Origin of the sequence: Pseudomonas sp. URIL14HWK12:I6, assembly GCF_000514195.1 — a bacterium.
GTDB classification, from domain to species: Bacteria; Pseudomonadota; Gammaproteobacteria; order Pseudomonadales; family Pseudomonadaceae; genus Aquipseudomonas; species Aquipseudomonas putida_A.
Genome location: NZ_AZVL01000004.1, coordinates 333015 through 350529 on the forward strand (window position 1 = coordinate 333015; position 17515 = coordinate 350529).

Genomic DNA, 17515 nt, shown 5'->3' on the forward strand with positions numbered 1-17515 from the left:
TCATGGCTTACATCGATATTTTTGTAGCACCCGTGCCGAATGCCAATCGCGAACAGTACAAAAAACACTGTGAGATCGCCGCGAAACTGTTCAAGGAATACGGAGCGAAGGAGGTGGTTCAGTGCTGGGGCGATGACGTGCCGGAAGGCAAAGTCACGTCATTCCCGATGGCGGTAAAACTCAAGGACGGCGAGACGGTGTCGTCCGGCTGGCTGATCTGGCCCGACAAAGCCACCCGCGATGCCGGCATGGCGAAAATGATGGAAGACCCGCGCATGCAACCGGACGTCAACCCAATGGGGTTTGATGGGCAGCGGATGATCTTTGGGGGCTTCAAGAACATTCTTGAAGCCTGAAACTCACCAGATTCCGTGTAGGAGTGAGCCTGCTCGCGATGACGGTGTGTCAGTCAGCGGGTTTGCAAAATGTGCCGGCCTCTTCGCGGGCAAGCCACGCTCCCACAGGGATTTGCGGATGGCGACGATCATGGGCACGCCACAAATCCAGTGTGGGAGCGAGCCTGCTCGCGAAAGCGGCGTGTCAGGCAATGTGAGGCTGAATGCGGACGCTTTCGCGAGCAGGCTCGCTCCCACATGGGAGGGTGATCACTCTGGAGAGGGGGTGATCCGGCAGCTTTTGCGGTGGCGGATTTCTTCTTCCGTGGGCCGTTCGCGGACGAATTCGAAACGCGGTTCACCTTCGCTGTAATGCACCAGCCAGCCCCATTCCAGCTCGCTTTCATCCTGCCCTGGGCTGGGTGGCCGGGCCCACCACGGTTCTTTGCTGAGGATCTCGCGCATGGCGACCTCCGGTTCGATGGCAATCCTTGAACTATAGCCGGGCGTCGCCAGTCGTCAGAGAAGCCTGTGTAGAATCGGCTGATCGACGAGCGAAGGAGTTGGCCCATGATCGATGATGCGCGCAGGGATGAACCGTTCAAGCGACTGTTTTTTGCCCTCGACTGCCCACCGGCGCAGCGTAAGGCCATCGCTCAGTGGCGCGGCGAGTTGGGGTTGCGCACTGGCAAAGCGGTGCCGGCGGATAACTTTCACCTGACGTTGCTGTTCCTTGGTGCCGTGCCGCTGGCGCAAATCCATGAGGTCTGCGAGGCCGCCGGCAAGGTGCGCACGCCGGGTGAGCCGTTGCGGATTGCGCTGGATCGGCTGCAGGTCTGGCATCGGGCCGGGATTCTGTCTTTGGCGCCGGAGCAGGCACCGCCGGGGTTGTTGCGTCTGGTGTATGCGTTGGAGCAGGCGATGCTGCCGTTCGGCTTCGAAGAATCACCGCGCGAGTTTCGCCCGCACCTGACCCTGGCTCGGGACTATCGAACAGAGGCGCCGGAGGCCACTACGCCGCCGGAGTTTTTCCTGCGCGCCGAGCGCTTTGCCTTGTTCGAATCGCACAAGGGTCGCTACCGGATTCTTCAGGATTGGCCACTGAATTGAGCGCAGAAAAAAAGGCGCCCGAGGGCGCCTGAAATTCACCTGAGCCGAGGGAGCCAGGTGAGGCCGTTCATTGCAGGGTGCAGCGGTGGTAAGGCGCTGCGTGAACGGGAAATCGAAAGTCAGACACAGACCCTGTGGGAGCGAGCCTGCTCGCGAAGGCGTCGGCACATTCAGCATTTTGGTTAACTGAACCACCGCTTTCGCGAGCAGGCTCGCTCCCACATTTTTTGATTTGCAGTGAATTATTTACCGAGCTTCACCCGGGTCCAGCCGCGGGTCATGATCCGCTGGGTGGCAATCGGTTGATCCGGCACCGCATACAACGTCGCCATTACCGCCTGCGACGGATACGAACCCGGATCGTTGCGGATCGCTTCGTCCACCAGTGGCGTCGCCGCCGAGTTGGCGTTGCTGTAGCCGTTGCTGTTGGTGATCTCGGCGATGATGTCCGGGCGCATCAGGAAGTTCATGAACAAGTAGGCGTTCTCGACGTTCGCCGCATCGCGCGGGATGGCGACCATGTCGTAGAAGCTGCCGGCACCTTCCTTCGGAATGCTGTAGTCGATCTGCACTTTGTTGCCGGCTTCCACCGCGCGGGCCTTGGCCTGCAGCACGTCACCGGAGTAACCGACCGCCACGCAGATATTGCCGTTGGCCAGGTCGGAGATGTACTTCGAGGAATGGAAGTACGCCACGTACGGGCGGATCTTCATGAACAGCGCTTCGGCTTCGAGGATGTGCGCCTTGTCCTTGTCGTTCACCGGGTAGCCCAGGTAGTGCAGGGCGGCCGGGATCATTTCGGTCGGCGAATCGAGGAAGCTGATGCCGCAGGCTTTCAGCTTTTCAGCGTTTTCCGGCTTGAACAGCAAGTCCCAAGAGTTGGTCGGGGCCTTGGCGCCGAGCACTTCCTTGACCTTGTCCGGGTTGTAGCCGATGCCGATCGAGCCCCACATGTACGGGAACGCGTGAGCGTTGTCCGGATCACTGGCGGAGGCGTTTTTCAGCAGCACCGGATTGAGATTCTTCCAGTTCGACAGCTTGGATTTGTCGAGCGGCTGATAGACCCCGGCCTTGATCTGCTTGGCCAGGAAACTGTTGGACGGCACGACGATGTCGTAACCGGATTTGCCCGCCAGCAAACGCGCCTCGAGGGTCTCGTTGCTGTCGAACACGTCGTAGGTCACCTGGATGCCGGTCTCGTCTTCGAACTTCTTGACGGTGTCCGGCGCGATGTAATCGGACCAGTTGTAAACACGCAGCACCTTGTCGTTGGCCTGGACGCCCGTGGCGATTGCGCCCATTAAGGACAGTGTCAGCAGAGTCCTGCCAAACATTTTCATCGGTGAAACTCCATTTTTTTTATTCAAAAACACAAACCGGGTGTACGTAAAACCTGTGGCGAGGGAGCTTGCTGTGGTGAGGGGATTTATCCCCGATGGGTCGCGAAGCGGCCCCAAGCCAGGCACTTGCGGTGTAACAGGGACACCGCATGCAATGGTTTGGCGACTGCTTCGCAGCCGATCGGGGATGAATCCCCTCACCACAGTGTTCATCGGTGTTGCTTAGGCGGTGGCTGCGCGCTGAGGCTGCCACGCCTCATTCGCCGTCTGATCCATCGCTTCCTGAATCGCCTTCTTGCGGCTGGCTTCTGCCTTGCGACCGAAGTACCAGACCAGGAAGGTCACCAGCGACACCGCCAGCAGAATCAGGCTGGCCACGGCGTTGATCTCAGGCTTCACGCCCAGACGTACTGCCGAGAACACTTCCATCGGCAGCGTGGTCGAACCCGGGCCGGAGACGAAGCTCGCCAGCACCAGGTCGTCCAGCGACAGGGCGAACGACATCATGCCGCCCGTTGCCAGCGACGGCGCGATCATCGGAATGGTGATCAGGAAAAACACCTTGAACGGCTTGGCCCCCAGATCCATCGCGGCTTCTTCGATCGACAGATCCAGCTCCCGCAGGCGGGCGGAGACTACCACCGCCACATAGGCGGCACAAAACGTGGTGTGGGCGATCCAGATCGTGACGATGCCACGCTCCTGCGGCCAGCCGATCAACTGCGCCATCGCCACGAACAGCAGCAACAGCGACAGACCGGTGATCACCTCAGGCATCACCAGTGGCGCCGTCACCAGACCGCCAAACAGCGTGCGACCCTTGAAGCGCGTCACTCGCGTCAGCACGAAGGCGGCGAGGGTGCCCAACGCCACTGCGGCAATCGCGGTGTAGCAGGCGATTTCCAGCGAGCGCACCACCGAGCCCATCAGTTGCGTGTTGTCGAGCAGGCCGACGTACCACTTCACCGACCAGCCGCCCCACACCGTCACCAGTTTTGAGGCGTTGAACGAGTAGATCACCAGAATCAGCATCGGCAGATAGATGAACATCAAGCCGAAGATCAACATGAACTTGGAAAAACCGAAGCGTTTCATCCCCGTGCCTCCATCTCTTTGGCCTGGCTGCGGTTGAACAGCAGAATCGGCACAATCAGGATCAACAGCATCACCACCGCCAGCGCAGACGCCACCGGCCAGTCGCGGTTATTGAAGAACTCTTGCCACAGCACGCGACCGATCATCAGCGTCTCCGGGCCACCCAACAGTTCCGGAATCACGAACTCGCCGACCACTGGAATGAACACCAGCATGCAGCCGGCAATGATGCCGTTCTTGGCCAGCGGCACGGTGATTTTCCAGAAGTTGTTGAAGTTGCTCGAACCCAGATCTGACGCGGCTTCCAACAGGCTGCCATCGTGTTTCACCAGGTTGGCGTACAGCGGCAGCACCATGAATGGCAGGTACGCATACACCACGCCGATATACACCGCGGTGTTGGTGTTGAGGATCTCGATCGGGTGATCGGTGAGCCCGGTCCACATCAGAAACGCGTTGAGCAGACCGTTGTTGCTGAGGATGCCCATCCACGCGTAAACACGGATCAGGATCGCGGTCCAGGTCGGCATCATGATCAACAGCAGCAGGACGTTTTGCGCTTCCTTGCTCGCTTTGGTGATCGCATAGGCCATCGGGAAACCGATCACCAGGCACATCAGCGTGCTCAGCGCCGCGACCTTCAGCGAACCGAGGTAGGCCGACAGGTACAGCTCGTCTTCGCCGAGCATGGTGTAGTTGCCGATGTTGAGCATCAGCTGGAATTTCTGTTCGGCGTAGGTGTAGATCTCCGAGTACGGCGGGATCGACAGCGCGGCCTCCGAGAAGCTGATCTTCATCACCAGGAAGAACGGCAGCATGAAGAACAGGAACAGCCAGATGAACGGGATGCCGATGACGAATTTTCGCCCGCTGGGCACCAGGCGCAGGAATTGCTGATTGAAGGTTCTCATGAGCGCAGTACCACGCCGCTGTCGTCTTCCCACCAGACGTAGACCTTGTCGTCCCAGGTCGGCCGCGCGCCACGGCGTTCGGCGTTGGCCATGAACGACTGGACGATTTTGCCGCCCGGCAGCTCGACGTAAAACACCGAGTGGCCGCCGAGGTAGGCGATGTCATGCACCTTGCCTTCGGACCAGTTGTAGCGGACTTCGGGTTTGATGGTGCTGACGAGCATTTTTTCCGGGCGGATCGCGTAGGTGATCGACTTGTCCTGCACCGACGTGCTGACGCCGTGGCCGACGTAGATCTTCTGCTGCAGGTCCGGGCTGTGGATGATCGCGTGACCTTCAAGGTCTTCCACCACGGTGCCGTCGAAGGCATTCACGTTGCCGATGAACTCGCAGACCATGCGGCTGACCGGGGCTTCGTAAATGTCCACCGGGCTGCCGATCTGGGCGATCCAGCCCAGGTGCATGATCGCGATGCGCTCGGCCATGGTCATGGCTTCTTCCTGGTCGTGGGTCACCATCACGCAGGTCACGCCGACGCGCTCGATGATCTCCACCAGTTCCAGTTGCATCTGCGAGCGCAGCTTTTTATCCAGCGCGCCCATCGGCTCGTCGAGCAGCAACAGCTTTGGACGCTTGGCCAAAGAGCGGGCGAGGGCGACGCGCTGGCGCTGACCGCCGGACAACTGATGAGGTTTGCGTTTGGCATATTGGGTCATGTGCACCAAGCGCAGCATCTCTTCGACACGGGCATCGATTTCGCTGGCCGGCAAACGGTCCTGCTTGAGGCCGAAGGCGATGTTCTGCGCCACAGTCATGTGCGGGAACAGCGCGTAGGACTGGAACATCATGTTGATCGGCCGCTCGTAGGGCGGCATGTCGGTGATGTCCACGCCGTCGAGCAGAATCCGCCCTTCAGTCGGCCGCTCGAAACCGGCGAGCATGCGCAGCAGGGTCGATTTGCCCGAGCCGGAGCCACCGAGCAGGGCAAAGATTTCGCCCTGGTGGATCTCCAGGGACACATCGTCCACTGCCGTGGTTTCGTCGAACTTCTTGGTGACACGATCGACTTTCACCAGAACCTTTTTCGGTTGCTGGTGGCCTTCAAGTGCCTTCCGGTAAGTGCTGGAGGCGTTTGCCATGTGAAACTCCCAACAGGTTTCGTTCGCTCGGCCAACGTGGCCGGGCTTAAGTGGATTGCAAGCCTGTACGGATGTCAGTCAGCCAGGACGCAGAACCTGTGGGAGCGAGCCTGCTCGCGAATACGGAGTGTCAGTCGACATCATTGTTTGCTGATACACCGCTTTCGCGAGCAGGCTCGCTCCCACAGGGGAAATGCGTTTACCTGACTGGCATTACCCGTACCGATCCGGCTTGGTCGGCGCCGCCGTCCTGGCTGCCTGGGTCGTACTTGTTGTTATTACGGTTTGTTGTTTTCACGGATGACGGATGCGCACACGCGCAACCGCCGACCCCGTGGGGGCAGTAAACAGTTTTGAAATCCTGGGTTGAGTCAGCGCTGGTTGCGTCGCGCTGCCCGTTGCCGGCAGGCCTCGCCGAATGCCTGGAAAATCTTCAGGTAGTTCGGGTTGTCCAGCACCTGCCATTCCGGGTGCCATTGCACGCCGAGGGCGAAGGTCGGGCTGTGCTCGACCGAGATCGCCTCGATCAGGCCATCCGGCGCCACCGCTTCGGCACGCAGGCCGGGCGCGAGGCGGTCGATGCCCTGACTGTGAATCGAGTTGACCTGGAACTCGCCCGGCAACGCCAGCGCTTCGAACACACCGCCCGCCAACACGCTCACGGCATGCGCCGGTGCGTATTGCACGGCCACGTCCGGGCTGTCGGCTTCACGGTGATCGAGCATGCCCGGCAGCTCGTGCACCTTTTGGTGCAGGCTGCCACCGAAGGCCACGTTCATTTCCTGGAAGCCACGGCAAATGCCGAGCACCGGAACGCCCGCCGCAATAGCTGCACGCAATAAAGGAAGGGTAGTGGCGTCCCGCGCCGGATCGTGATCCGTACCGGGTTCGCTGGCCGGGCCTTGATAGTGGAAGGGCTCCACGTTCGAGGGTGAGCCGGTCAGCAACAGACCGTCGAGTTGACCGAGCAGGTCTTCGATTTCAGTCAGTTTGCCAAGGGAAGGAATGACCACTGGAAGACCCTGAGCGCCAACGCTGACAGCACGTACGTACTTGTCGCCGCTGATGTGATAGGGGTGCAGGCCAATCTGTTTGACGCACGCAGTAACGCCGATCAATGGCTTGAATGCCATTTTTATTCACCTCGAAGTTTGACACTTGAACGAGCTTTTCCGGAGCTTAGCCTCGTTGATTTTAATTAACAACTGCCATGTAAAAAATTCTAAACGCCGTTCATCCAATCTTCATGATTCCAGGCCTTACGGCGCCTGCATTGGCACGTGAGTGTTAAAAAAAGCCCGAAAAATAAACGCTGAGCGGCCAGGTGTTCGCTATTGACTTCACTTTGCCTTTCGGATTGACTGGCTCGGCGAAACAGCGGTGAACATAATAATTAACAGCTAAATAGGTGCATCATGTCGGTCCCTCTGCGTGCCGTTCAACTCAACGAAGCAAACGCATTCCTTAAGAAACATCCTGAGGTTTTGTACGTCGACCTTCTGATTGCAGACATGAACGGTGTGGTGCGCGGCAAGCGCATCGAGCGCACCAGTCTTCACAAGGTTTACGAGAAAGGCATCAACCTGCCGGCCTCGCTCTTCGCCCTCGACATCAATGGCTCCACGGTGGAAAGCACCGGCCTGGGTCTGGACATCGGCGACGCCGACCGCATCTGCTACCCGATCCCGGGGACCCTGAGCATCGAGCCGTGGCAGAAGCGCCCAACCGCACAGTTGCTGATGACCATGCATGAGATCGAGGGCGAGCCGTTCTTCGCCGATCCGCGTGAAGTGCTGGCCAACGTGGTGCGCAAGTTCGATGAACTGGGCCTGACCATCTGCGCCGCGTTCGAACTGGAGTTCTACCTGATCGACCAGGACAACGTGAACGGCCGTCCGCAGTCGCCACGTTCGCCGGTCTCCGGCAAGCGCCCGGTGTCGACTCAGGTGTATCTGATCGACGATCTCGACGAATACGTCGACTGCCTCCAGGACATTTTGGAAGGCGCGAAAGAGCAGGGCATTCCGGCTGATGCGATCGTCAAGGAAAGCGCCCCGGCGCAATTCGAAGTCAACCTGCATCACGTCTCCGACCCGATCAAGGCCTGCGACTACGCGGTGCTGCTCAAGCGTCTGGTGAAGAACATCGCCTATGACCACGAGATGGACACCACCTTCATGGCCAAGCCGTATCCGGGCCAGGCGGGCAACGGTCTGCACGTTCACATTTCGATCCTGGACAAAGAAGGCAACAACATCTTCGCCAGCGAGGATCCCGAGCAGAACGCCGCGCTGCGACACGCGATCGGCGGTGTGCTGGAGACCCTGCCTGCGCAAATGGCGTTCCTGTGCCCGAACGTCAATTCTTACCGCCGCTTCGGCGCGCAGTTCTACGTGCCGAATTCGCCGAGCTGGGGCATCGACAACCGCACCGTTGCGGTACGTGTACCGACCGGTTCGGCTGACGCCGTGCGCATCGAACATCGCGTGGCTGGCGCCGACGCCAACCCGTACTTGCTGATGGCTTCGGTACTGGCCGGTATTCACCACGGCCTGACCAACCAGATCGAACCGGGCGCGCCGGTTGAAGGCAACAGCTACGAGCAGAACGAACAGAGCCTGCCGAACAATCTGCGCGACGCATTGCGTGAGCTGGACGACAGCGAAGTCATGGCCAAATACATCGACCCGATGTACATCGACGTGTTCGTCGCGTGCAAGGAAAGCGAGCTGGCCGAGTTCGAGAACTCGATTTCCGACCTTGAGTACAACTGGTATCTGCATACGGTGTGATTTGCAGACCAACACCGACCCAATGTGGGAGCGGGCTTGCTCGCGAAAGCGGAGTATCTCGCAATGAAGACGTTGGATGTAACGACGCCTTCGCGAGCAAGCCCGCTCCCACAGGGGATTCGGTTACCCAATTCGATTGACGGGTGTTTGCCCGTCATCCACCCCCTTGTCGAGCCACAACAATGACAACCACACGCAACGACTGGGAACAACGCTTCCAGTCCCTGACCATCGAATCCCGCGCGTTCATCAACGGTGAATATCGCCCGGCGATCAGCGGCGCCACCTTCGAATGCCTGAGCCCCGTCGACGGCCGTTTTCTCGCCTCCGTGGCCAGCACCGATGAAGCCGACGCCAACCTCGCCGTCGAAGTCGCGCGCCAATCGTTCAACTCCGGTGTGTGGGCGCACAAGGCCCCGGCCGAGCGCAAACGCATCCTGATCCGCTTCGCCGATCTGATCCTGCAACACCAGGAAGAACTGGCGCTGCTGGAAACCCTCGACATGGGCAAACCGATCAGCGACTCGATGAGCATCGACATTCCGGCGACCGCCAACGCGATCCGCTGGAGCGCCGAAGCGATCGACAAGATCTACGATGAAGTTGCCGCCACCCCGCACGATCAACTTGGCCTGGCGACCCGCGAGCCATCCGGCGTAGTCGCCGCGATCGTGCCGTGGAACTTCCCGCTGATCATGGCCAGCTGGAAATTCGCCCCGGCCCTGGCCGCGGGCAACTCGTTCATTCTCAAGCCTTCGGAAAAGTCGCCACTGACCGCGATCCGCATCGCCCAGCTCGCGCTGGACGCGGGCATTCCGAAAGGCGTGTTCAACGTCCTGCCGGGCTTCGGCCACACCGTCGGCAAGGCGCTGGCGCTGCACATGGACGTCGACGTGCTGGCCTTCACCGGCTCCACGGCGATTGCCAAGCAACTGATGATTTATGCCGGGCAAAGCAACATGAAACGCGTCTGGCTCGAAGCCGGGGGCAAGAGCCCGAACGTGGTGTTTGCCGACGCTCCGGACTTGCGCGCGGCCGCCCAGGCTGCGGCCGGCGCCATTGCCTTCAACCAGGGCGAAGTGTGCACCGCCGGTTCGCGTTTGCTGGTCGAGCGTTCGATTCGCGAGCAATTCATCCCGCTGTTGGTGGAAGCGCTGCAAGCGTGGAAACCGGGGCACGCGCTTGACCCGGCGACCACCGTCGGTGCGGTGGTCGATCAGCGTCAACTGGACAACGTACTGCGCTACATCAGCATCGGCCGTGAGCAGGGCGCCGAGCTGATTGCCGGCGGCCAGCGCACCCTCGAAGAAACCGGTGGCCTCTATGTGCAACCGGCGATCTTCGACGGCGTGACCAATGCGATGACCATCGCCCGCGAAGAAATCTTCGGCCCGGTGCTGTCGCTGATCACCTTCGACACCGTTGAAGAAGCGCTGCAGATCGCCAACGACAGCATCTTCGGCCTCGCCGCCGGCGTCTGGACCAGTAACCTGAGCAAGGCGCATACCTTCGCCCGTGGCCTGCGGGCCGGCAGCGTCTGGGTCAACCAGTACGACGGCGGCGACATGACCGCGCCGTTCGGTGGTTTCAAACAGTCGGGCAACGGTCGCGACAAATCGCTGCACGCGTTCGACAAGTACACCGAGCTGAAAGCGACCTGGATCAAGCTCTGATTTTCTACAGCGGCGGTCGCTCCTGATGAGCGACCCTCGGAGAACAATAAAATGAAGCAACAACACGTCAACAGCTACTACGCCGCAACCCGCAACGAAGTCATCGACTTCCCGACCCTTGAAGAGTCGGTCGAGTGCGACGTCTGCATCATCGGCGCCGGCTACACCGGCCTGTCCTCGGCGCTGTTTCTGAGCGAGGCCGGTTATAAAGTCACGGTGCTGGAAGCGGCGAAAGTCGGCTACGGCGCCAGCGGTCGCAACGGCGGGCAACTGGTCAACTCCTACAGCCGCGACGTCGATGTGATCGAAGAACGCTACGGCGACAAGACCGCGGAAATCCTCGGCAGCATGATCTTCGAAGGCGCCGACATCATCCGTTCGCGCATCAAGGAATACGACATCAAATGCGACTACCGCCCGGGCGGCATCTTCGCAGCGATGAACAAGAAACAACTCAACGGTCTGGCTGAGCAGAAGCGCAGTTGGGAACGTTACGGCAACAAGAACCTGAAGATGCTCGACGCTGCCGACATCCGTCGCGAAATCGGCTCCGACGCCTACGTTGGCGGCCTGCTGGACCTGCAGGGCGGCCACGTGCATCCGCTGAACCTCGCTCTCGGTGAAGCCGCGGCCATCGTGCGTCTGGGCGGCAAGATCTACGAGCAGTCGGCAGCCGTGGAGATCAAGTACGGCGAGCCGAACGTCGTGCGCACCGCCAAAGGCCAGGTGCGCGCCAAGTACCTGCTGATCGCCGGCAACGCCTATCTGCCGCAAGGTCTGGACAACCGCGTGACCGCGAAAAGCATGCCGTGCGGCTCGCAGATTGTCGTCACCGAACCTCTGACCGAGAAGCAGGCGCGCAGCCTGATTACCAACAACTATTGCGTCGAAGACTGCAACTACCTGCTGGATTACTACCGCCTGACGGCCGATAACCGTCTGCTGTACGGCGGCGGTGTGGTCTACGGCGCGCGGGAACCGGACGACATCGAACAACTGATCCGGCCGAAGATCCTCAAGACCTTCCCGCAGCTCAAGGACGTGAAAATCGACTACCGCTGGACCGGCAACTTCCTGCTGACCATGTCACGCATGCCGCAATTCGGTCGCATCGAGAAAAACGCCTACTACATGCAAGGCTACAGCGGCCACGGCGTCACTTGCTCGCATCTGGCCGGCAAACTGATCTCGGAAATGATCCGCGGCGACGCCGAACGCTTCGACGCCTTCGCCTCGCTGCCGCACATGCCAATGATCGGCGGCCGCACCTTCTCCGCCCCATTGACCGCCCTCGGCGCCGTCTACTACTCGCTGCGCGACCGTTTCGGCATCTAGGTTACCTCCCCGGCGGCGGTCCCCAGGACCCCGCCGGTTTTTTACCTGAAACACCAAGGTGACCACTGTAGGAGTGAGCCTGCTCGCGATGGCGCCAGTACAGGCACCATCACTCCCACAGAAACACTGCAAACCCTGTGGGAGTCTGGCTTGCCAGCGATGACTCCCTGACAACCGCCACAAAGCCAACTGACACAAAAGTGATCCAACTGTGGGAGCGAGCCTGCTCGCGAAGAGGCCATATCAACCAACATCGTTGTCGACTGACACACCGCTTTCGCGAGCAGGCTCGCTCCCACAGTGACTGTATTAACAAGGCAAGAGGGACTTTTGCCCCACCGTCCATCGAACCTGCTGAGCAACACCGGCAAACGTGATTTAATAGCCGCCTTTCACGGTTCCGGGACACGGGAGCAACGTGATCCGCGCCTTGCGCGGCACCCGCCACCCACCCCCATTACCCTTAAGTACTACTCACATAAGGCTGTCATGGATACGGGTTCTCGACTCAAACTAGTACGCGAAAGCTACAAACTCTCCCAGCGCGAGCTGGCCCGGCGTAGCGGCGTGACCAATGCCACCATCTCCCTGATCGAACAGAATCGCGTCAGTCCTTCCGTCAGCTCGCTGAAAAAGCTGCTCGAAGGCATCCCGATGTCCCTGGCCGACTTCTTCACTTTCGACCAGCCCCCGCGCGAACACCAATACGTCTTCCGCGCCAACGAACAACCCGACCTCGGCCGCCACGGCCTGCGCCTGCTGCTGATCGGCGCCTCGGTGCCGAGCCGTCAGATGCGCTTGCTTCGTGAGCAGTACGCTCCGGGCGCGAGCTCCGGGGAAGAGCCGATCGTGCATGCGGAAGGTGAGGAGTGTGGGTTAGTGACCCGTGGCACGGTGGAGTTGACCGTGGACGGGCAGGTGAGCGTGTTGAATGCGGGGGATGGGTATTACTTTCCGACGACGCTGCCGCATAAGTTCCGGAATATCGGGGCGGATGAGGCTGAGATTATTAGTGCGAATACGCCGGCGAATTTTTGATTTGTTTTACTTTGAAAATTAATTCAATCCGTTGTGCTTGAGCACGTTTGCTGAAAGTGCACCACTGAACTCCAGAGAGCCAGCGGTGCATTTGGAGGCGTATATAGTGATTTTTTGTATGAGCCAATAGCCTCGAAAGCATTTTTTTTCTCGTCCAAACTCTAGCGAAGTCTTAATACGATCTGGTAGGCCCTGATCCTAGGCTGTCTTTCGCTGACGTTATTGTCGGGGCTGCCGAGGGAGCAGGTGAAATTCTGTATTTTTCGCGACTGTTATCAAATTCTTGCTCAGTCATGAACTTTCGGCTTTTTTCATCGTAATACCAACCCTCTTTTATTTCCTCCGTGCATGAAACGCTCTCACCTTTGAAATACATAGCCTCAGCCCCTTTCATGAGTCCAATTTTTATTATGCGATGGGCAGAAAACTCGTCGGACTTATTGTAGTAGGCATATAACGCACTCATGGATAATCTCCTGAACGATAAATATTGATCTTGCCGAAAACATAGGTTATCGCAGTAGCCGTTTTTTCTAACCTGTCATTACTGACAGGTTTTTAAATGAAAAACTAATAATCCGCCTTTTAATCAGTTATAACGCTTCACGTTTACTGACTCGACGGTACCGCTAGCAAAACGGACCATCCGGTTTTGGGGCCGCTTCGCAGGCCCTGCGGGAGCAAGCTCCCTCGCCACATGAAGCGTTTTCCTACGAAGTTTTCAGATATCGAAACTGCGCGAAATGACTGGGCGACAACCATTCGTCCGACACACCGCACCTTCGCCACACACCTTCTTCCAATGCTGTAACTCACCCGGCAGAGGAAGAGCCACTATGTTGAACCATAAAATCGCGGTGTTAACCCTCGCGGCGTTGCTGTCCGGCGGCTCGCTGTATGCGATCGCGGCCGGCGATACGCCCACCCCAACGGCAAACGACGGCAACAGCCAGACTCGCGACCCGGCGTCCCCTGCCACCCATGCCGATCCGGATGCCAATTCGCTGCCTGAAGGTGGGGATGGTGGCAAGACCGACAATGGGCCGGTGCCTTCTGCCTCCAAGCCCAGCTCCGCGGGTCAATCGTCCGATAGCAGCAGTGGGGGTAACGGCGGTGGTTAACGGATATTGCGCATTAAAAAGCCCGGTCTTTTGAGCCGGGCTTTTCTTTGCCTGTCGCAAACACAGATATCAAACGCTTACTTCGCCTTCCAATGCCCACCACCATTCTCACAATCAATTCGCGCCTGGGCCAAATGATCCACGTCATAGTAATACGTGGTCACTTGGGCGTTGTCGGGGATATTCAGCGCCTTGGCATTTTTGTCTTTGCTGGTGGAGTGAGGGTTGGCCAGGGATTCCTGGGTGATCGTGGCGATACATGTGGCCTGATAGTGGTCGGCACAGTTCTCGACCTTGGTTTTCTTACTGTTGAGCATGTCTTTGCTTTCATTGCTGCACGACCAGTCGATGGAACTGACGGGCATGCCTTCGTATTCGTAGCAGCTGTGGGTTTCCACCGCTGGCACCGAAGCGCTGGAGGATTGGGTCTGAACGTCGCAGCCTTCGGCCATGACGCAGGTGGGGATGACGGCGAAGGTGGCGATCAGAAGCAGGAGGCGAACGTTCATCGGGGTTTCCTCTTCAGGGGCGCCGGGTCTGATCGAAGCTTTTGGCGCTTTATAGTTTCGAGAAGGCGTGGAGGAGGGAGGTTCCATCGGGTTTTTGATTTGCTCCCGCGGCATACACTGCGAAACAATCGGAAACATTCAGCGCCCAAGGATTGGAACATTGCCCATGATCGAAATCGGCAGCCGCAATAACGCGCTCCCCTCGCAACACCCCTTTCACGACATCTATCTGTTTCACATTGACCCTGCAAAGCCAGACTCGCCTTTCTGTTTCGAGCAGTCGATGTCTGGCGGGCACATGGAACACGGCGGTGCGCGGTGGTTGGCGCTGGATGAGCTGGACGCTTGGCCGGGCGAGTGGCGTGAACACCTGAGGAAGGCTGACTGCGCGTGGGTTGCCGAGTTGATCGATGCCCATCCAAAAGCCGATCAGTCCACCGTGGTCTCGCTGATTCTTCAACGTCATTCCGGGCCAGCGAAGCCAACCGGACGGCTTGAAGCGATCCGCAACTGGCTCAAACGCAACATCCACGTTGGCGGCCGCTATGGCGTTTAAACCACGGAGACTTCCATGACCCAGACTCTCGAACGCGCTATCTCCATCGCCGCCACCGCCCATGCCGGGCAGGTCGACAAGGGCGGTGCGCCGTACATTCTGCATCCGCTGAAAGTCATGTTGCGCATGACCACGCTGGAAGAACGCATCGTCGCCGTGCTGCACGATGTGGTCGAGGATTGCGGCATCAGCCTCGATGATTTGCGTAAGGAAGGTTTCAGCGAAGAAATTCTGAGCGCTATTGAATCCGTGACCAAAGTGCCGGGCGAGTCCTACGAGGATTTCGTCGACCGCGCGGCGCAGAACCCGATCGGTCGGGTGGTCAAGCTGGCGGATCTGGAAGAGAACAGCGACCTGTCGCGGATTGCCTCGCCAAGTTGGGAAGATCTGGAACGGGTCGAGAAGTATCGGCGGGCGATCGGGCGGTTGCGCACGTAAAAACGAACACCCCCTGTAGGAGCCTTCGGCAGCTCCTACATGGGATTGATGTCGGGTCAGTTGAATAGCCAGGAAGGCGAAGAATATGAAATCGATTCTGTGTTTGTTGATCGCTGCCGCTGTCGGCGCTGCGTTGCAGGTCAGCGGTGTTCCTCATGGCCTGTTGCTGGGGGCGATTCTTGTCACCGCATTGGTCGCCACCAAGTTCGGGTTTGCCCCCGCAACCCCTTATGGTCTGGGCTACATCCAGGTCACGCTGGGCATCGCCACCGGGCTGATGTTCGAAGCGTGGGACAGTGCGACGGCTTCGGCGATGTTGCCAAGCCTCGGCGTCCTGCTTCTATGCCTGACTGTACAGATCGCCCTCGCCGGATGGTGGCTGACTCGCGGCGCGGGATGGAATCGCACCGATGCGCTACTCGCGGTGTACCCCGGCGCACTGGCGGCAGTGTTCGATTTGCTGGAGTCGGAAAAGGCCTCGAGCAAGGTCATCATCGTGCACCTGATGCGCTTGTTGCTGATCACGGTGCTGGTGAGCTTTTTGATTCCCGGGCAAGCCTCGTTGACAGTGGTTGAAAGCGCTCCGTTGAGCACGGGTATGGCGTTGACCGTATTCGTTCTGATTGGCCTGAGCGTGGTGCTCGGGCGCTTGCTGCTGGTGATCGGCGTGCCTGCGCCGTTCATGTTGACGGCAATTCTGCTCACTGCGGTGTTTGTGAAATCAGGATGGCTGCACGGCTTCCACATGCCGGACTGGAGCCTGAATCTGGCGGCGCTGATTCTCGGCGTGCGGATCGGCTCGCGCTTTCAGGGACTCGGCCTTGCGGAGCTGGGGCTGCACGGGCGGACGGCGTTGGTGTCGGTGGGGCTGATGATCGTGGTGGCGGCGGCATTTGCCGAAGTGGCGGCGCAGTGGCTGGGCAGTGATCCGCTGTCGCTGTGGCTGGCGTACATGCCGGGGGCGATCGAGACGATTGCGATTGTCGCGTTTGCCGGCGGGCTGAATGTGGTGTTTATCCTGACTCACCACTTGGCGCGGATGGTGCTGCTGCACTTTGCGCCGGCGTTGTTGGTGCAGGTGCGGCGGGCGCGGGAGGAAGTCTGAAGCACATCCCCCTGTGGCGAGGGAGCTTGCTCCCGCTGGGCTGCGCAGCGGCCCCAAACCCCGATGCCGCGGTGTTTCAGGTGTACCAAAATCGCAGGTTTTGCGACGACTGCGTCGCCGAGCGGGAGCAAGCTCCCTCGCCACAAAGGTTCAGTGATCTTTACAAAGTGTGGGCGGCGAAGCCTTCCTCACCCGGAGCAATATCATCCTTGAGCGTCAACGCCGGGATCTCGTAATCCCCGGCATTCTGCTGCCGATACGCTATCGGCCGCGTGCTCCACAATTCATCCAGACGCGTGCCCAGTGCCTCGCAGGTCTCGGCAAACCGCGCTTGATCCATGCGACTGGCGCGGTACACCAGGAAGGGCGGCACCACGTCGAAACCGGGGTAGAACAGCACGCCGTGCTGAATCGGAAACAGCAAATCATCAATCGGCCCGTTGATCCCGCGCGGGCTATAGTGCGAATCCCGGCCCCCGGTGGTGACCAGCAGCATCGCGCGTTTGCCTTTCATCTTGCCTTCGCCGTAACGCTCACCCCAGCGGGCATCGGAATGCTCGCCGACACCGTAGGCAAACCCGTAAGCGTACACGCGCTCGACCCAGCCTTTGAGGATCGCCGGCATGGTGAACCACCACAGCGGGAATTGCAGGATCAGCGCGTCGGCCCACAACAGTTTTTCCTGCTCGCGGGCGATGTCGGACGACTGCCGGCCCTGTTGGTAAGCCAGTTTCGAATCGATCGAGGCGTGGAATGGCCGGCTTTCATCGCGACCGGGCGCGTCATCGGCGTCGATCGTGGTCTTCCAGTTCATCGCATACAGGTCGGAGACCTGCACGGTGTGGCCGGCGGCTTGCAGACGCTGGACGGTGAAGTCCCTGAGCGAGCCGTTGAGCGAAGTAGGTTCGGGGTGGGCGTAGACCAGTAGCACATTCATGTGGCAACTCCTTGGTTGAATGCAGGCAGGATCAATCCTTGATCGGTATATTGGAAATGAATGTCTGATATGTCAGGTATA

General features: G+C 59.4%; 19 protein-coding genes and 2 pseudogenes. 10 read left to right on the top strand and 11 right to left on the bottom strand.

The window, feature by feature from the left end; genetic code table 11:
- Positions 1-2: 2 nt before the first annotated feature.
- Positions 3-356, top strand: a complete 354-nt coding sequence (locus tag H043_RS0109730; protein ID WP_027611682.1) for a DUF1428 domain-containing protein — start codon at positions 3-5, stop codon at positions 354-356.
- 249 nt (positions 357-605) lie between these two features.
- Here H043_RS0109730 and H043_RS0109735 read toward each other — a convergent pair whose 3' ends face one another.
- Entirely contained in the window at positions 606-800 is a 195-nt protein-coding gene (locus H043_RS0109735; RefSeq protein WP_027611683.1) for a hypothetical protein, read from the bottom strand.
- A gap of 105 nt (positions 801-905) precedes the next feature.
- Here H043_RS0109735 and thpR point away from each other — a divergent pair, with 105 nt between their 5' ends.
- On the top strand, positions 906-1445 hold the full coding sequence (thpR, locus tag H043_RS0109740; RefSeq protein WP_027611684.1) for an RNA 2',3'-cyclic phosphodiesterase: 540 nt from the start codon (positions 906-908) through the stop codon (positions 1443-1445).
- A 242-nt stretch (positions 1446-1687) separates the two neighbouring features.
- Here thpR and H043_RS0109745 read toward each other — a convergent pair whose 3' ends face one another.
- The 6 genes and pseudogenes from H043_RS0109745 to H043_RS0109765 form a co-directional block, all read right to left on the bottom strand.
- Positions 1688-2785 carry a polyamine ABC transporter substrate-binding protein gene (locus H043_RS0109745; RefSeq protein WP_027611685.1) on the bottom strand — a complete coding sequence of 366 codons (1098 nt, stop codon included), beginning with the start codon at positions 2783-2785 and terminating at the stop codon, positions 1688-1690.
- A 222-nt stretch (positions 2786-3007) separates the two neighbouring features.
- The gene (locus H043_RS0109750; RefSeq protein WP_027611686.1) at positions 3008-3880 is read right to left on the bottom strand and encodes an ABC transporter permease subunit; all 873 of its coding nucleotides are present in this window, start codon (positions 3878-3880) and stop codon (positions 3008-3010) included.
- On the bottom strand, positions 3877-4758 hold the full coding sequence (locus H043_RS0109755) for an ABC transporter permease subunit (protein ID WP_171061872.1): 882 nt from the start codon (positions 4756-4758) through the stop codon (positions 3877-3879). Before H043_RS0109755 ends, H043_RS0109750 begins: the two co-directional genes overlap by 4 nt.
- A 29-nt stretch (positions 4759-4787) precedes the next feature.
- The gene (potA, locus tag H043_RS0109760) at positions 4788-5930 is read right to left on the bottom strand and encodes a polyamine ABC transporter ATP-binding protein (protein ID WP_007962457.1); all 1143 of its coding nucleotides are present in this window, start codon (positions 5928-5930) and stop codon (positions 4788-4790) included.
- Positions 5931-6023: 93 nt separating this feature from the next.
- A pseudogene (locus H043_RS30645) lies at positions 6024-6125 on the bottom strand (metal ABC transporter ATP-binding protein); the annotation flags it as partial.
- Positions 6126-6301: 176 nt separating this feature from the next.
- Positions 6302-7063 carry a gamma-glutamyl-gamma-aminobutyrate hydrolase family protein gene (locus H043_RS0109765; RefSeq protein ID WP_027611688.1) on the bottom strand — a complete coding sequence of 254 codons (762 nt, stop codon included), beginning with the start codon at positions 7061-7063 and terminating at the stop codon, positions 6302-6304.
- A 282-nt stretch (positions 7064-7345) separates the two neighbouring features.
- On the opposite strand from H043_RS0109765, the gene H043_RS0109770 reads away from it, so the two are divergent.
- Positions 7346-8722 (top strand): glutamine synthetase family protein, encoded by a 1377-nt coding sequence (locus H043_RS0109770; RefSeq protein WP_027611689.1) that lies wholly within the window; start codon positions 7346-7348, stop codon positions 8720-8722.
- A gap of 25 nt (positions 8723-8747) precedes the next feature.
- Here the strand turns inward: H043_RS0109770 and H043_RS30650 are convergent.
- Positions 8748-8834 (bottom strand): annotated as a pseudogene (locus tag H043_RS30650) (metal ABC transporter ATP-binding protein); the annotation flags it as partial.
- A 70-nt stretch (positions 8835-8904) separates the two neighbouring features.
- Here H043_RS30650 and H043_RS0109775 point away from each other — a divergent pair.
- The 3 genes from H043_RS0109775 to H043_RS0109785 all read left to right on the top strand — a co-directional run bounded on the left by H043_RS0109775 (position 8905) and on the right by H043_RS0109785 (position 12768).
- Positions 8905-10395, top strand: coding sequence for an aldehyde dehydrogenase (locus tag H043_RS0109775; protein ID WP_027611690.1), 1491 nt, complete (start codon positions 8905-8907; stop codon positions 10393-10395).
- Positions 10396-10446: 51 nt separating this feature from the next.
- On the top strand, positions 10447-11730 hold the full coding sequence (locus tag H043_RS0109780; protein ID WP_027611691.1) for an FAD-binding oxidoreductase: 1284 nt from the start codon (positions 10447-10449) through the stop codon (positions 11728-11730).
- Between the two features lie 489 nt (positions 11731-12219).
- Positions 12220-12768 (top strand): cupin domain-containing protein, encoded by a 549-nt coding sequence (locus H043_RS0109785; RefSeq protein WP_003226097.1) that lies wholly within the window; start codon positions 12220-12222, stop codon positions 12766-12768.
- 172 nt (positions 12769-12940) lie between these two features.
- On the opposite strand, the gene H043_RS0109790 is transcribed toward H043_RS0109785, so the two are convergent.
- A complete protein-coding gene (locus H043_RS0109790) occupies positions 12941-13234 on the bottom strand; it encodes a hypothetical protein (protein ID WP_027611692.1) in 294 nt (97 codons plus the stop codon).
- A 370-nt stretch (positions 13235-13604) separates the two neighbouring features.
- Here H043_RS0109790 and H043_RS0109795 point away from each other — a divergent pair, with 370 nt between their 5' ends.
- Positions 13605-13889, top strand: coding sequence for a hypothetical protein (locus H043_RS0109795; RefSeq protein WP_027611693.1), 285 nt, complete (start codon positions 13605-13607; stop codon positions 13887-13889).
- Between the two features lie 77 nt (positions 13890-13966).
- Here H043_RS0109795 and H043_RS0109800 read toward each other — a convergent pair whose 3' ends face one another.
- Positions 13967-14398, bottom strand: coding sequence for a hypothetical protein (locus H043_RS0109800; RefSeq protein WP_027611694.1), 432 nt, complete (start codon positions 14396-14398; stop codon positions 13967-13969).
- 166 nt (positions 14399-14564) lie between these two features.
- On the opposite strand from H043_RS0109800, the gene H043_RS0109805 reads away from it, so the two are divergent.
- The 3 genes from H043_RS0109805 to H043_RS0109815 all read left to right on the top strand — a co-directional run bounded on the left by H043_RS0109805 (position 14565) and on the right by H043_RS0109815 (position 16497).
- Entirely contained in the window at positions 14565-14954 is a 390-nt protein-coding gene (locus tag H043_RS0109805) for a hypothetical protein (RefSeq protein ID WP_027611695.1), read from the top strand.
- A 15-nt stretch (positions 14955-14969) separates the two neighbouring features.
- The gene (locus H043_RS0109810; RefSeq protein WP_027611696.1) at positions 14970-15392 is read left to right on the top strand and encodes an HD domain-containing protein; all 423 of its coding nucleotides are present in this window, start codon (positions 14970-14972) and stop codon (positions 15390-15392) included.
- Between the two features lie 85 nt (positions 15393-15477).
- The gene (locus H043_RS0109815) at positions 15478-16497 is read left to right on the top strand and encodes an AbrB family transcriptional regulator (protein ID WP_027611697.1); all 1020 of its coding nucleotides are present in this window, start codon (positions 15478-15480) and stop codon (positions 16495-16497) included.
- A 160-nt stretch (positions 16498-16657) separates the two neighbouring features.
- Here H043_RS0109815 and H043_RS0109820 read toward each other — a convergent pair whose 3' ends face one another.
- Positions 16658-17434 (bottom strand): NAD(P)H-dependent oxidoreductase, encoded by a 777-nt coding sequence (locus H043_RS0109820; RefSeq protein WP_027611698.1) that lies wholly within the window; start codon positions 17432-17434, stop codon positions 16658-16660.
- Between the last annotated feature and the right edge of the window lie 81 nt (positions 17435-17515).

Coding starts and splice junctions, on each gene's coding strand:
- H043_RS0109790 (WP_027611692.1), bottom strand. CDS start 13,234: ATGAGTGCGTTATATGCCTACTACAATAAGTCCGACGAGTTTTCTGCC.
- H043_RS0109775 (WP_027611690.1), top strand. CDS start 8,905: ATGACAACCACACGCAACGACTGGGAACAACGCTTCCAGTCCCTGACC.
- H043_RS0109785 (WP_003226097.1), top strand. CDS start 12,220: ATGGATACGGGTTCTCGACTCAAACTAGTACGCGAAAGCTACAAACTC.
- H043_RS0109765 (WP_027611688.1), bottom strand. CDS start 7,063: ATGGCATTCAAGCCATTGATCGGCGTTACTGCGTGCGTCAAACAGATT.
- potA (WP_007962457.1), bottom strand. CDS start 5,930: ATGGCAAACGCCTCCAGCACTTACCGGAAGGCACTTGAAGGCCACCAG.
- H043_RS0109730 (WP_027611682.1), top strand. CDS start 3: ATGGCTTACATCGATATTTTTGTAGCACCCGTGCCGAATGCCAATCGC.
- H043_RS0109810 (WP_027611696.1), top strand. CDS start 14,970: ATGACCCAGACTCTCGAACGCGCTATCTCCATCGCCGCCACCGCCCAT.
- H043_RS0109805 (WP_027611695.1), top strand. CDS start 14,565: ATGATCGAAATCGGCAGCCGCAATAACGCGCTCCCCTCGCAACACCCC.
- H043_RS0109820 (WP_027611698.1), bottom strand. CDS start 17,434: ATGAATGTGCTACTGGTCTACGCCCACCCCGAACCTACTTCGCTCAAC.
- H043_RS0109780 (WP_027611691.1), top strand. CDS start 10,447: ATGAAGCAACAACACGTCAACAGCTACTACGCCGCAACCCGCAACGAA.
- H043_RS0109795 (WP_027611693.1), top strand. CDS start 13,605: ATGTTGAACCATAAAATCGCGGTGTTAACCCTCGCGGCGTTGCTGTCC.
- H043_RS0109750 (WP_027611686.1), bottom strand. CDS start 3,880: ATGAAACGCTTCGGTTTTTCCAAGTTCATGTTGATCTTCGGCTTGATG.
- H043_RS0109800 (WP_027611694.1), bottom strand. CDS start 14,398: ATGAACGTTCGCCTCCTGCTTCTGATCGCCACCTTCGCCGTCATCCCC.
- H043_RS0109745 (WP_027611685.1), bottom strand. CDS start 2,785: ATGAAAATGTTTGGCAGGACTCTGCTGACACTGTCCTTAATGGGCGCA.
- H043_RS0109735 (WP_027611683.1), bottom strand. CDS start 800: ATGCGCGAGATCCTCAGCAAAGAACCGTGGTGGGCCCGGCCACCCAGC.
- H043_RS0109815 (WP_027611697.1), top strand. CDS start 15,478: ATGAAATCGATTCTGTGTTTGTTGATCGCTGCCGCTGTCGGCGCTGCG.
- thpR (WP_027611684.1), top strand. CDS start 906: ATGATCGATGATGCGCGCAGGGATGAACCGTTCAAGCGACTGTTTTTT.
- H043_RS0109770 (WP_027611689.1), top strand. CDS start 7,346: ATGTCGGTCCCTCTGCGTGCCGTTCAACTCAACGAAGCAAACGCATTC.